The organism is Methylophilus aquaticus, assembly GCF_030769565.1.
GTDB classification, from domain to species: Bacteria; Pseudomonadota; Gammaproteobacteria; order Burkholderiales; family Methylophilaceae; genus Methylophilus; species Methylophilus aquaticus.
Window position 1 is genome coordinate 34,513 of the sequence record NZ_JAVCAP010000002.1, and the last position, 13,523, is coordinate 48,035.

A 13,523-nucleotide genomic window follows, 5' to 3' on the forward strand; every position below is an offset into this window, starting at 1 on the left:
GCTAAACCCAGTCTTTCTCGATCAAAAAGTCGGTGTACAGCTTGGCCTCAGGACTGCCGGTTTCCGGTTTCCAGTCATAGCGCCATTTCACCATTGGCGGCATCGACAGCAGAATAGACTCGGTGCGGCCATTGGATTGCAGCCCGAAGATCGTCCCGCGGTCAAAAATCAGGTTGAACTCGACATAACGGCCGCGTCTATAGGCCTGAAAATCACGCTCACGTTCGCCATAAGGCGTGTCTTTACGGCGTTGTACAATCGGCAAGTAAGCCTGCAAAAAAGCATCGCCTACCGCACGCTGCAGGGCGAAGCATTGTTCAAATCCCAGTTCGCTGAAGTCATCAAAAAACACACCACCAATGCCGCGCGGCTCTTTGCGATGCTTCAAGAAAAAGTACTCGTCGCAGTCTTTTTTGAATTGCGGGTAATACTGCGCACCAAAGGGCGCCAGTGCTTCCTTGTTCACACGGTGAAAGTGGATGCAATCGTCTTCAAAACCATAATAAGGCGTCAAATCCATGCCGCCACCAAACCACCAGATGTCCTGCTCGCCTGCTTGCTGCGCTTTGGCATGAAAAAAGCGTACATTCATATGTACCGTCGGTACAAACGGATTGTGTGGGTGAAAGACCAGAGAAACGCCCATGGCCTCCCAAGGGCGGCCAGCCGCCTCAGGGTGGGCGACACTGGCTGCTGGTGGCAGTTTGTTGCCCAGCACATGCGAAAAGCCGACGCCGGCACGTTCAAACACATTACCGTTTTCCAGCATGCACGAATTGCCACCTCCACCTTCCGGACGTTGCCAGCTATCTTGCAGAAAATTTTTGCCATCGACCAGTTCGACAGCCTCTACAATACGTGATTGCAATCCTTGCAGGAAATCGTAAACGGCTTGTGTTTGCATAAGGAGATGAGCGTTAGTTTTTAATGGCGCGGTAGCCAATATCGGTACGGTATTGCGCACCTTCGAATTGGATGGATTCAACCATTTTATAAGCCTGCTGCTGGGCAAACTTGACGGTTTCGCCAAGGGCTGTGACGCATAATACGCGACCACCGCTGGTCACGATGTTGCCATCTTTCAGTGTAGTGCCTGCATGGAATACATGGCCATCCTGTACATCGCCAGGCAGTCCGGTAATGGTATCGCCAAGTCTTGGCGTCTCAGGGTAATTGGCACTGGCCATGACGACGCCGAGGGCAAAGCGTCTGTCCCATTCAGCCTGGGCCTCGTTGAGTGTGCCGTTCACGGCATGCTCGGCTAATGCTACCAGATCTGATTTCAGCCGCATCATAATCGGTTGCGTTTCAGGGTCACCCATGCGGCAATTGAATTCCAGTGTTTTCACATCGCCTGCGGGCGAGATCATCAAGCCGGCATATAAAAATCCGGTGTAGGGAATGCCGTCCTTGGCCATGCCTTCCACGGTCGGGATAATAATCTCACGCATGGCCTTGTTATGAATTTCAGGCGTGACCACCGGTGCTGGAGAATAAGCCCCCATGCCGCCGGTGTTCGGCCCCTGATCACCATCCTGTAGTCGCTTGTGGTCCTGACTGGTTGCCAAAGGTAGAATGTGTTTGCCATCCACCATCACCATAAAACTGGCTTCTTCACCGCTTAAAAACTCTTCAATCACCACGCGCGCACCTGCATCACCCAGTTTGTTGTCTGACAACATGGCGTCCACTGCAGCATGTGCTTCCTCAAGTGTCATGGCGACCACAACGCCTTTACCTGCAGCCAGGCCATCTGCCTTGATCACAATGGGCGCACCTTCTGCATCAATATAGGCATGCGCAAGGGTTGCATCGCTGAAGGTTTGATATTTGGCGGTAGGGATGCCATGGCGGAACATAAAGGCTTTGGCAAAGTCTTTAGAACTTTCCAGCTGCGCGGCTGCCTTGCTCGGACCAAATATTTTTAAATCATGTGCACGAAAGGCATCGACCACCCCCTGCGAGAGCGGAGCTTCCGGGCCGACGATGGTCAGCGCGATTTGCTCGTCTTCTGCAAACTTCACCAGCTCGTCAATTTTGGTAATCGGCACGTTGACCATGTCCGGGTTGGTGGCCGTGCCGGCGTTGCCTGGCGCCACATACACGCGGCTCACCGCTTTGTTTTGCGCCACTTTCCATGCCAGTGCGTGCTCACGACCGCCCGAACCAATCACTAAAATTTTCATTTTTTATTACCTAATTGAGTTAGAGCCACTGAGGGCACAGAGAATTTCTTAAAGCATCAAACAATTACGTTTTTCTTTGTGGTCTCTGCGCCTTCTGTGACAAATAAAATTAATGTCTGAAGTGACGAATGCCCGTCACCACCATCGCCAGACCACGCTCATCAGCGGCGGCAATCACTTCTTCGTCGCGCATGCTGCCACCCGGATGTATCACACAGCTGGCACCGGCGTCTGCCAATACATCCACGCCGTCACGGAACGGGAAGAACGCATCCGAAGCGACCACTGCACCTTGCAGGCTTAAGTTCGCATTCTGTGCTTTGATGGCAGCGATCTTGGTGCTGTCGACACGGCTCATCTGGCCTGCGCCTACGCCCAGCGTCATGCCGTTGCCACAAAATACGATGGCATTGGATTTGACATATTTGGCCACGTTCCAGGCAAACAGCAGATCTTGCATTTGTTGTGGCGTGGGTTGCCGTTTGGTCACCACTTTGATGTCGGCCAGTTGTAATGCGTGGTTGTCGGCAGATTGCAGCAAAATGCCGGAACCCACACGTTTGGAGTCCACCGCATTGCGGCCTTGTTGCCACGGGCTGCTACCGCCTTGAGGCAGTGCAATTTTCAGCACGCGCACATTGGCTTTTGCGCTAAAAATGGCCAGTGCTTCCGGGGTGTAGTCCGGTGCAATCAGCACTTCAACAAACTGTTTGCTGACGGCTTCTGCGCCTGCGGCATCCAATGTGGTGTTGAAGGCGATAATGCCGCCAAAGGCTGAAGTCGGGTCGGTTTTAAAGGCTTTGCTGTAAGCTTCCAGCGCATTGGCACCCAAGGCTACGCCGCAGGGGTTGGCGTGCTTGACGATGACGCAAGCCGGGCCGGTAAAGGATTTCACTGCTTCCCAAGCGGCATCCGCATCAGCGATGTTGTTATAACTTAATTCTTTGCCCTGGAGTTGTTGCGCGGTGGCCAGGCTGCCGGGGGCCGGGTACAGGTCTCGATAGAAGGCGGCTTGCTGGTGGCTGTTTTCACCGTAACGCAGGTCTTGTACCTTGACAAAGCTGCTGTTCATTTGTGCCGGGAACTGGCTGATGACAGGGTTGGCAGCAGCTTCTGTGGCTTCAAAATCGATTGCTGAAAGGTAGTTGCTGATCGCTGCATCATATTGTGCAATGCGGTTAAAGGCGGCTACCGACAGTTTAAAACGGGTGGCTTTGGAAACTGCACCTTGATTGGTTTTTAATTCAGCCATCACTTCTGCATATTGGGCTGCATCGGTCAACACGGCGACATCGTTCCAGTTTTTGGCGGCGGAGCGCACCATGGCGGGGCCACCAATGTCGATATTTTCAATCGCATCTTCCAGCGTACAGTCAGCTTTGGCGACGGTCGCTTCAAATGGATACAGGTTGACCACCAGCAAATCAATATTCTCAATGCCGTATTGCTGCATGGCAGCCACGTGCTCAGGTAAATCACGTCGACCAAGCAAGCCGCCATGGACTTTCGGGTGCAGGGTTTTGACGCGGCCATCCAGCATTTCAGGAAAGCCGGTGAAGTCACTGACTTCTTTCACCGGGATATTGTTGTCGCGGAAGAGCTTGGCTGTGCCGCCGGTAGAGAGAAGTTCTACGCCCAGCTGGTTGAGGGATTGTGCAAGTTCAAGCACACTGGTTTTATCAGAAACACTGATCAGCGCGCGTTTAATGTGTGAGGTCATGGTGATGTCGTTAAAAATCAAAAGAATATTGACCACAGAGACACTGGGGCACAGAGGTGAAACAAGTGGATTCTGACTTGCTCTGAGCCTCAGCGGCGCTGTGGTGAAGAAAAAGGTTATTCAAGACCGTATTGCGCCATTTTTTTGCGCAGGGTATTCCGATTGATGCCTAGCATATCCGCCGCTTTGCTCTGGTTTCCACCTACCTTGGTGAGCACATATTCAACCATGGGCTTTTCAATGCAGCCCAATACCATGTCATAAATGGCATGGGGTGGCTGACCATCGAGATGGGTGAAATACTCGTCAAGCGATTCACGGATGGCGACACTGAGTTTGCAATCATTTTCCATTATGCTGCTAACTCCTCGTCGATTGTGTCTTCGTGGTCTGCATACACCAGACGATCGTTTTTGGCTTTGAGTTCGGCAAAGAAGTCGTTGATCGCGTGGAGTTGCAGCTCAATCGTTTGCAAGGTATTCATGTTGTGACGGAAAGCGGCAGAGCCTGCCAGCCCTTTGGTGTACCAGGAAATATGCTTGCGCGCGACGCGCATGCCGGTCAGGTCGCCATAAAATGCATATAAATCATGCAGGTGTTCCAGCATGACCTGATGAATTTCATCCACGGTAGGCGGCAACATGTGTTCGCCGGTCTTCAGGAAGTGTTCTGTTTCACGGAAAATCCAGGGGCGGCCTTGCGCGGCACGGCCGATCATGACGGCATCGGCCTTGGTGTAATCGAGTACAAACTTGGCTTTTTCCGGGGTGGTAATATCGCCATTCGCTATCAGTGGAATCCGGATGGCTTGCTTGACTGCGGCAATCGTGTCGTATTCGGCATCCCCGTGGTACAGGTCGTTACGGGTACGTCCATGGATGGTCAGTGCCTGGATGCCAATGTCTTCCGCCATTCTGGCAATCTGGATAGCGTTGCGGTTTTGCCTGTCCCAGCCGGTGCGGATTTTCAAAGTGACGGGGACATCCACGGCATTGACGACGGCTTTGAGGATTTGTGAAACCAGTGGCTCGTCACGCAATAACGCTGAGCCGGCCATCACATTACATATTTTTTTGGCCGGGCAGCCCATGTTGATGTCGATGATCTGTGCGCCGTTGTCCACATTATGGCGGGCGGCTTCAGCCATCATGGCGGGTTCTGCGCCTGCAATTTGCACCGAAATAGGACTGACTTCACCCTCGTGGTTGGCACGGCGTTTGGTTTTCTCGCTACCATATAGCAATGAGTTGGAGGTGACCATTTCAGACACGGCCAAGCCGGCCCCCATCTTTTTGCATAGCATGCGGAACGGGCGGTCAGTGACGCCTGCCATAGGGGCAACCACCAGATTGTTTTTCAGTTGATGTGGTCCGATGTGCATGGTGTGAATTGTGGGGGCTATAAGTCGGTGAAAAGACTGACTATTTTACCTGCAAATCGGGACGCTGGGAATGTCTGGCTGTGTTTCTTGCTTATTTTTTACGCAGACGGATGTGGGTGTCTATCAGTTGCATGGCGCGGTCACGAAACAGTGTGCCTTCCGTATCCTTGACCCACATGTGCAGTAATCCAGAGAAGAACAGGTGGGTGTCCATCGCCAGTTCCGCTGCGGTGACCTGGGTGCTGACCTGTCCGATTTTCTGGGCTTTGGTGTAGGTGAGTTCCATTTTGTGGACCAGTCCGCTGCAATTGCTCAGGATGGATTTGAGTACTTCGGCAAATTCATCCACGTACTCACACTTTGCCATCATCACTTCGTAGGTTTCGCGTGTGGTTTGGTCCTGGTCGAGTATTTGAATGGTGTTTTCAAGGTGTTTGCGGATTCTCCCCAGTGGGTCGGTACTGTTGTCTTCCAGTGATCCAAGTAATGTGTCGTCCATGCGGTCAATCAAAGGCAGGTAGACCTCCTCACGCATGGCATGAAACAGATCGGCTTTGTTTTGAAAGTGCCAGTACACCGCGCCGCGGGTGACGCCGGCATGTGATGCGATTTGCTCCAGACTCGTGCGGCTCACGCCTTTAAGCAGGAACATTTCGCGCGCTGCATTAATCAGGCGTTTGCGGGTCACTGCTGCATCTTCTTTCGTCTTACGTACCATAGCGTTGGATATTTCTTTCAAAAGTCATTGGTTGATCATTGAATTGATGTATGTTTGATGGAGGTTCATATAAATTTCTTGAAAAAGTCATTTACATACATACATGTTTGTATATAATATACATCCAAGAGTGTATGTAATGCAAGCTTAATTTATCAATGCAAAGAGGATAACATGTTGATTTCACGGACTATACAGCGCCGTCAGGCGTTTTTGCTGCTCACTTTGGGTGTGATGTTGAGTGCATGTGGCAAGTCTTCAAATGAGCAGCAAGCAGGGGCGGCTATGCCAGCCATGCCCGTGACAGTGCAAGCTGTGACTGCAGAAACTGTGCCTGTACAGACCGAAGTTGTCGCACAAACCGAAGGTGCAAAGCAGATTGAGGTTCGCCCGCGCGTGGGAGGCATTATCCTCAAGCGCTTGTATGAAGAAGGTGAGCCTGTGAAAGCGGGTAAGGATATGTTTTTGATTGATCCTGTGCCTTTCCAGTTACAGGTGGAGCAGGCGAAAGCATTGATTGCGCAACAAAAAGCGCGGATTGATCAAACAGCGCGTGAAGCTTTGCGTTTGAAAGGTTTGCTCGAAACGCGTTCCATCAGTCAGCGTGAGTATGATAATGCGACCTCAGACAGCTCTGTTGCCACTGCGACCATGTTGCAGTATCAGGCGCAGTTGCGTGAAGCCGAACTGAATTTGTCTTACACCCATGTAAAAGCGCCCGAAAACGGTATTGCCGGGCGTTTCGTGCTCTCGGAAGGGGCGTTGGCAAGTGCAAATACCACTTTGCTGAGTACTATTGTGCAGGTGTCTCCGATTTGGGTACGTTTTAGCCTGTCTGAATCCGACTTGATGACACTCGGCGGGCATTTGCGTCCCGGTCACGTGCAGGATGTCAGGCTGATTTTGGCTGACGGGGTTGAATATCCGCAGTCAGGCAGAATCAATTTTTCTGCCAGCCAGATTGACCCTGCACTGGGCACACAGCAACTGCGGGCAGAGTTTAAAAACAGCGACAACACCTTGTTGCCCGGTCAGTTTGTGCGTGTACGTCTAACGACTGGCAAGCGTGATGGAGTCTTTCTGATTCCGCAAACAGCAGTATTGACTGGTCAGCAGGGCAAGTTTGTGTTTGTGGCTGAAAAAGACAAAGACGGCAAAACCATTGCATCGGTAAGACCTATTCAGGCCGGTGGCTGGTTCAATGACCGCTGGATTGTGCTTGATGGTTTGAAGGCGGGTGACCAGGTGATTATAGATAATCTGATCAAGGTGCGCCCGGGTGCGCCAGTGGCCCCGCATGCAGCTGATGCTGCCCCTGTCGTCGCGCCGGCGCAGCAAAAAACCAAAGCCTGATGCTATTGGCAAGCGCTTAAATGAGTTTTCTATTTAACTATATTATCAGGGGCCTGATGTCAGAAATCAGGCCCGTCTCAGGGAAAACGATATGACCCGATTTTTTATCACACGCCCGATTTTTGCCAGCGTGCTGTCTATCATCATCGTCTTGGCGGGGTTAGCGGCGGCATTTAAGTTGCCGATTGCGCAATACCCGCAAATTGCACCGCCTACGGTTTTGATTACCGCCAGCTATCCTGGCGCCAGTGCCGACACGTTGTCTAAAACTGTGGCCGCACCGATTGAAGAGCAGTTAAGCGGCGTCGAAAACCTGCTGTACTTTAACTCCAGTTCTGACAGTAGCGGCACCTTGACCATCACCGCCACGTTTGACGTGGGCACCGATGTTAACCAGGCAACATTCAACGTCAGCAACCGTGTCAATATTGCATTGCCGCGCTTGCCGGAAGATGTACGCCGTACCGGCGTGGTGGTGCAAAAGCGCTCAAATGACATTTTGCTGGTGGTCATGCTGACTTCAAAAAACAAAGACCATAACCGCTTGTTTTTAAGCAACTATGCAACTTTGAACCTGCTCGATGAATTCAAACGCATTAAAGGCGTGGGTGATGTCACTATTTTTGGCGGCCAGGATTACTCGATGCGCGTCTGGTTGCGTCCAGATCGTATGGCGCAATTGGGCATCTCAACCAGTGATGTTTCTGCTGCCATCAGCGCGCAAAATGCGCAATATGCGGCGGGTAAAATTGGTGCAGAGCCAGCCCCCGCCAGTCAGCAACTTGCATTTACTGTCACTGCCAAAGGGCGTCTGATTGATCCTGAAGAGTTCGGTAATATCATTCTGCGTGCACAGGGCCCAAATGGTGTGTTGCGTTTAAAAGATGTGGCCCGTATTGAGTTGGGTGCGCAAAGTTATAACGTGGCTTCAGCGCTGGATGGTCAGGCGGGTGTGGCGATGCCCATCTTCTTGCAGACCGGCGCCAATGCACTGGATACCGCAGAGGCCATCAAGGCCAGGGTAGAGGAGTTGAAAGCCAAGTTTCCCGAGGGCATGGAGTACAACATTCCTTACGATACCAGTGATTTTGTGAAAGCGACGATCAAGGAGGTGTTTCATACCTTTGGTGAAGCGCTGATTCTGGTGGTGCTGGTGGTTTTCCTGTTCCTGCAAAGCTGGCGCGCAACCCTGATTCCTATGATTGCAGTGCCGATCTCGATTATCGGTACCTTTGCCGGGCTATACCTGTTTGGTTTTTCAATTAATCTGCTGACCCTGTTTGCCATGATTCTGGCCATCGGGATTGTGGTGGACGATGCGATTGTCGTGTTGGAAAACACCGAACGGTTGATGAAAGAAGAAGGCCTGAGTCCGCTACATGCTGCCATCAAGTCTATTGCGCAGGTGCAGGCCGCGGTGGTGGCGATTGTGCTGGTATTGTGCGCGGTATTTGTGCCGGTGGCTTTCCAGGGCGGGATTGCCGGTGAGTTATATCGTCAGTTTGCGGTGACTGTGGCCATTTCTGTCGTAATTTCAGGGGTAGTAGCACTCACGCTCACTCCAGCATTGTGTTCGATGATTTTGAAAAGCAGTCATCATGAAAATGCTTTTTTCAGAAAATTTAACCAGGGCTTTAGTCGTTTGACCAACCTGTATACCGGTACGGTCAAGCTCACCCTGCGTCATAAAATCATTGGTGCCGTGGTCTTTGCCAGCATGCTGGTGGTGATGATTTTCCTGTTCCGCACTGTGCCTGGGGGCTTTGTACCACCAGAAGACCAGGGGTATGTGATTAGTATTGTCGTGATGCCTGATGGGGCCACACTGAAACGGACATCGCAAACCACAGAAAATATTCGTGCTGCTGTGGCGCAAGATCCAGCGACTGCGCACGAATTTGCGGTGAATGGCTTTGAGTTGCTGACAGGGGCCAATAAAACCAATGCTGCAACCATGTTTGTGCGGATGAAGGACTGGGACGCGCGGACCACCAATGCCGACCAGATGGTGGGCAAGTTGATTGGCATCGGCATGAGCCAGCCAGACGGCATGGGCTTTGCGGTGAACCCGCCGGCCATCCGCGGCCTTGGTTCTGCCGGTGGTTTTGAGGTGTACGTACAAAGCCACGGTGATACTGATCCGATCAAGCTTGCACAAGTCATGAATAACTTTATGGATGCCATGCGGGCAGATCCCAAGCTGACTGGCATTAACAGCTTCTTCCGTCCCACGGTGCCGCAGTTATTTATCGAGGTGGATGAGGCCAAGGCCTTGACGCAGAACGTGCGTATTGCTGATATTTACGCCACCTTGCAAAGCACCATGGGTTCCTTGTATGTCAATGACTTTAACCGCAACGGCCGCACCTATCGCGTGCAATTGCAGGCTGAAGCCGCATACCGTATGAATCCGGAGGATCTGGGTAAAGTTTACGTGCGTAGCCAGCCGACGGAGGATAACCCTAATGGCAACATGATCCCGATGTCAGCGCTGGCCAAGGTGAGCAATATCGTGGGCGCCGAGCAGCTGGAGCGTTACAACGGTTTGCTCTCCGCCAAGGTGTTTGGCAGTGGCGCGCAGGGCGTAAGCTCGGGTGATGCCATCAAGCTGGTGGAAAAAATTGCCAAAGAAAACCTGCCGGATGGCTACCAGATTGCCTGGACCGGTCAGGCTTATCAGGAAAAGCGGACAGGCTCTGCTGCGCTGGTGGCATTTGGTTTCGCCACGATTATGGTGTTCCTGATCCTGGCCGCGCAGTTTGAAACCTGGGCATTGCCATTGGCAGTGATTATGGCGATTCCATTTGCGATGACCGGTGCCTTGATTGCAGTGCTGACACGCGGTATGAACAACGATATTTACTTCCAGATTGGCTTGATCACGCTGATTGGCCTGGCGGCTAAAAACGCCATTCTGATTGTGGAATTTGCCTCGCAGAAAATGGAAGAAGGCATGCCATTGGCCGAAGCTGCACTCGAAGCAGCACGCTTGCGTTTCAGGCCGATCGTGATGACCTCAATGGCATTTGTATTAGGGATTATTCCGCTGGTATTTGCCACTGGGGCCGGTGCGGCAGCACGCCAATCCATGGGTACGGGTGTGTTTGGCGGTATGTTGCTGGCCACTTTTGTTGCCACTATCTTTATCCCATTATTCTTTACCTGGTTGACCAACGAGAAAAAAGTGCGTCACCACGGACATGTTGAAGAAGAGGAAGCGGTATGAAACCGACACTATTAAAACCGATGCGCCAGGCGCTGATGCTGGGTTTGCTAACAACCATGCTGGCTGGTTGTCAGTTACTTGGCCCGATGTATTCACGTCCGGAATCTACGTTGCCAGCGCAATTCGATAGCCATCCCGGTGTGGCAACGAGTGCAGAGCAGCAACAGGCACTACAAAAGTGGTGGACATTGTTTAATGACAGTACGCTCAATAGCCTGATTGAAACTGCGCTGGAAAAGAATACCAATATACAGCTAGCGGTGGCCAGAATTGAAGAGGCCGATGCACAAGCACAGGAAATTGGTGCCAATATCCTGCCGTCAGTCACGCTGGATGGTTCTGGTGTCCGCAATCGCGTCACTGAATCTGGTATTTTTCCCGTATTTGGGGAGAATCCACGCAAAACTTATAAAATTGGCTTGAACAGTAGCGTAGAGCTCGACTTCTGGGGCAAGTTACGGCGTGCAAATGAAAGTGCTCGCGCCAGCTTGCTGGCGACAAATTACGCCAAAGAAGCTGTGTACTGGTCCACTTCCAGTCTGGTGGTTAATCACTATGTGATGATCCGCAGTCTTGATGCGCAGTTGGATGTGAATACAGAAAATCTGAGAACAGCACAGGATAGTCTGGACTTGGCAAGACGTCGTGTAGAAGGCGGCGTTGCCACGGTTCTGGATGCGCATCAGGCCGAGTTGGTGGTGACCACATTACAATCGCAAAAGCTGGACCTGGAACGTTTACGTGCGTTGAGTGAGCATCAGTTGGGCTTCCTGACCAATGATCTGGGCTTGCAGATCGCCAAGGTTGACCGTGCGTTTTTGCCAGTTGCACCGACCGTTCCAGCCGGACTGCCTTCCGAACTGATGGAAGCACGACCAGATGTGCGTCAGGCCGAGCAGACGTTGGTGGCGGCAAATGCCAATATCGGGGTAGCCAAAGCTAATCTGTATCCGAGCATTTCGTTGACGGCAGCCTATGGTGGTGAAAGTATTGCGCTGAATAACCTGCTGAAAGCACCTGCGCGTGTCTGGTCGCTGGGCACGGCGCTGACCTTGCCAATTTTTGACGGAGGCCGCTTGAAAGCCAGAGTGGCACAAGCAAATGCCAAACAGAAACAGGCCGTGGTCAGTTATCAGAGCGCCTTGCAAACTGCGTTTACCGAAGTCAATGATGCGCTGGTGGGTACACGTCAGTATCGCGCGCAGGAAACAGTGGCGGAATCCAAGCAACAGATCACCGCCAATATTCTGCAGATTTCTCAAAACCGCTATCAGGCTGGATACTCTGGCTATCTGGAAGTGCTGGATGCGCAGCGCAACCACAACGAGGCGACACAAGCCTTTGTACAGAGCCGCCAAAACACACTCACAGCCACCATCTCTCTCTTTAAAGCATTGGGTGGCGGCTGGAACCCTGAGGCACTGAAAGAAAAATCGGCTGCGGCAAAATAAGTTTAGAAGAGACTTTTGCATGCATCAAAGTAGATCCTGAAAGCGATTAATTCTTTTGTTAAAATTGTCTCTTGTTTAGTTTGTGCAAAAGTCTCTTTAAACTAATCATTGCCAGAGGTGGCCGGAAGACGTCATGCGTTTTCCGGCCTTTTTATTTACGTTTTGCAAAAACGCTTGTACGCAGATAACATGCTGCGATGTCAACGCCATCTCTTAGTCGCATCGCTTTTGCCAGCTTTATTGGCACAGCGATTGAATTTTACGATTTTTATATTTATGCCATGGCGGCTGCGCTGGTCATTGGCGAAGTGTTCTTCCCGCCTGGTGATCCGGCAGCACAATCGCTCAACGCTTTACTCACTTTTGGACTGGCATTTATCGCCAGGCCGCTGGGGGCTATTCTGTTTGGCCACTTTGGCGACAAGGTAGGGCGCAAATCAACCCTTGCGACCTCTTTGCTGGTCATGGGCGTTTCTACCCTGTTGATTGGCATGTTGCCGGGCTATCACACAATGGGTGTGTGGGCCCCTGTATTGCTGTGCGTACTGCGCTTTGCCCAAGGCCTGGGTCTGGGCGGTGAATGGGGGGGTGCCGCCTTGCTGGCCACAGAATATGCGCCAGCGGGCAAGCGCGGCTGGTATGGCATGTTTCCACAACTGGGGCCTTCAGTCGGGTTTTTACTGGCCACGCTGACGTTTCTTGGGTTGACCCTGGGGCTGACGGATGCACAGTTTAGACACTGGGGATGGCGAGTGCCGTTTATTGCCAGTGCCGGCCTAGTGATGATCGGCTGGTATGTGCGTTTTAAGCTGGCAGAAACGCCCGCATTTTCGGCAGCCGTGCATCAGCAGCATATTCATCGCTGGCCGCTACAGGCATTGCTCTCGCAACATGGGCGCAGCATTGTGCTGGGCGCATTGGCAATGGGGGTCTGCTATCACCTGTTTTACACTGCCACGGTATTTTGCCTCAATTACGGCACGCATGCCTTGCATATCGCCAGGCCGCAGTTTCTTGGCATGTTGTGTGTGGCCGTTATTGGCATGGCCATTGCAACGCCATGGTCTGCCTGGCTTTCTGATCGCCACGGCCGCACCCCGGTATTGTTGGTCGGTGGCCTGCTGGCGGCAGGCCTCGGCTTTTTCATGGACGATATGATGGGGAGCGAAAGTGTGTTTCGTATTACCCTGTTTTTATTTTTATCCTTGTTTCTCATGGGCGTGACTTTTTCCCCTATGGGCGCATTTTTACCAGAACAGTTTCCAGTGGCTGTCCGCTATAGTGGTGCTGGACTCAGTTATCAACTGGGCGGCATTCTGGGGGCTTCATTTGCACCACCAGTTGCACAGTATTTAAGTATTCAGGGTGGTTTGTCATGGGTTGGCGGTTATATGTCAGGCATGGCACTACTCAGTGTGGGTGCAGTCTGGCTGATGCGGTCACAACGACCACAGCCGCAGCAGGTATAATGCAATTTTTTTGATGGTA

General features: G+C 52.0%; 10 protein-coding genes. 4 read left to right on the forward strand and 6 right to left on the reverse strand.

What is annotated here, in order from left to right; translation table 11 throughout:
• Position 1: 1 nt before the first annotated feature.
• The 6 genes from hemF to Q9291_RS02030 all read right to left on the reverse strand — a co-directional run bounded on the left by hemF (position 2) and on the right by Q9291_RS02030 (position 6,005).
• Entirely contained in the window at positions 2–904 is a 903-nt protein-coding gene (gene hemF, locus Q9291_RS02005; protein WP_306388316.1) for an oxygen-dependent coproporphyrinogen oxidase, read from the reverse strand.
• A gap of 13 nt (positions 905–917) precedes the next feature.
• Positions 918–2,186 (reverse strand): phosphoribosylamine--glycine ligase, encoded by a 1,269-nt coding sequence (gene purD, locus Q9291_RS02010; RefSeq protein WP_306388317.1) that lies wholly within the window; start codon positions 2,184–2,186, stop codon positions 918–920.
• A 109-nt stretch (positions 2,187–2,295) separates the two neighbouring features.
• The gene (gene purH, locus Q9291_RS02015; protein ID WP_306388318.1) at positions 2,296–3,906 is read right to left on the reverse strand and encodes a bifunctional phosphoribosylaminoimidazolecarboxamide formyltransferase/IMP cyclohydrolase; all 1,611 of its coding nucleotides are present in this window, start codon (positions 3,904–3,906) and stop codon (positions 2,296–2,298) included.
• 116 nt (positions 3,907–4,022) lie between these two features.
• On the reverse strand, positions 4,023–4,259 hold the full coding sequence (locus tag Q9291_RS02020; RefSeq protein WP_306388319.1) for a helix-turn-helix domain-containing protein: 237 nt from the start codon (positions 4,257–4,259) through the stop codon (positions 4,023–4,025).
• On the reverse strand, positions 4,259–5,287 hold the full coding sequence (gene dusB / locus Q9291_RS02025) for a tRNA dihydrouridine synthase DusB (RefSeq protein ID WP_306388320.1): 1,029 nt from the start codon (positions 5,285–5,287) through the stop codon (positions 4,259–4,261). The genes Q9291_RS02020 and dusB overlap by 1 nt, the downstream gene beginning before the upstream one ends.
• A 91-nt stretch (positions 5,288–5,378) precedes the next feature.
• On the reverse strand, positions 5,379–6,005 hold the full coding sequence (locus Q9291_RS02030) for a TetR family transcriptional regulator (protein WP_306388321.1): 627 nt from the start codon (positions 6,003–6,005) through the stop codon (positions 5,379–5,381).
• 174 nt (positions 6,006–6,179) lie between these two features.
• On the opposite strand from Q9291_RS02030, the gene Q9291_RS02035 reads away from it, so the two are divergent.
• The 4 genes from Q9291_RS02035 to Q9291_RS02050 all read left to right on the forward strand — a co-directional run bounded on the left by Q9291_RS02035 (position 6,180) and on the right by Q9291_RS02050 (position 13,504).
• A complete protein-coding gene (locus tag Q9291_RS02035; RefSeq protein WP_306388322.1) occupies positions 6,180–7,358 on the forward strand; it encodes an efflux RND transporter periplasmic adaptor subunit in 1,179 nt (392 codons plus the stop codon).
• A gap of 91 nt (positions 7,359–7,449) precedes the next feature.
• The gene (locus tag Q9291_RS02040) at positions 7,450–10,584 is read left to right on the forward strand and encodes an efflux RND transporter permease subunit (protein WP_306388323.1); all 3,135 of its coding nucleotides are present in this window, start codon (positions 7,450–7,452) and stop codon (positions 10,582–10,584) included.
• Entirely contained in the window at positions 10,581–12,035 is a 1,455-nt protein-coding gene (locus Q9291_RS02045; protein WP_306388324.1) for an efflux transporter outer membrane subunit, read from the forward strand. Before Q9291_RS02040 ends, Q9291_RS02045 begins: the two co-directional genes overlap by 4 nt.
• Before the next feature lie 197 nt (positions 12,036–12,232).
• Complete coding sequence (locus tag Q9291_RS02050) at positions 12,233–13,504, forward strand: MFS transporter (RefSeq protein WP_306388325.1); 1,272 nt, start codon at positions 12,233–12,235, stop codon at positions 13,502–13,504.
• Positions 13,505–13,523 lie beyond the last annotated feature (19 nt).

Excerpts from the sequence above, each read along its gene's own strand:
- hemF (WP_306388316.1), bottom strand. The coding sequence starts at position 904 with ATGCAAACACAAGCCGTTTACGATTTCCTGCAAGGATTGCAATCACGT.
- purD (WP_306388317.1), bottom strand. The coding sequence starts at position 2,186 with ATGAAAATTTTAGTGATTGGTTCGGGCGGTCGTGAGCACGCACTGGCA.
- purH (WP_306388318.1), bottom strand. The coding sequence starts at position 3,906 with ATGACCTCACACATTAAACGCGCGCTGATCAGTGTTTCTGATAAAACC.
- Q9291_RS02020 (WP_306388319.1), bottom strand. The coding sequence starts at position 4,259 with ATGGAAAATGATTGCAAACTCAGTGTCGCCATCCGTGAATCGCTTGAC.
- dusB (WP_306388320.1), bottom strand. The coding sequence starts at position 5,287 with ATGCACATCGGACCACATCAACTGAAAAACAATCTGGTGGTTGCCCCT.
- Q9291_RS02030 (WP_306388321.1), bottom strand. The coding sequence starts at position 6,005 with ATGGTACGTAAGACGAAAGAAGATGCAGCAGTGACCCGCAAACGCCTG.
- Q9291_RS02035 (WP_306388322.1), top strand. The coding sequence starts at position 6,180 with ATGTTGATTTCACGGACTATACAGCGCCGTCAGGCGTTTTTGCTGCTC.
- Q9291_RS02040 (WP_306388323.1), top strand. The coding sequence starts at position 7,450 with ATGACCCGATTTTTTATCACACGCCCGATTTTTGCCAGCGTGCTGTCT.
- Q9291_RS02045 (WP_306388324.1), top strand. The coding sequence starts at position 10,581 with ATGAAACCGACACTATTAAAACCGATGCGCCAGGCGCTGATGCTGGGT.
- Q9291_RS02050 (WP_306388325.1), top strand. The coding sequence starts at position 12,233 with ATGTCAACGCCATCTCTTAGTCGCATCGCTTTTGCCAGCTTTATTGGC.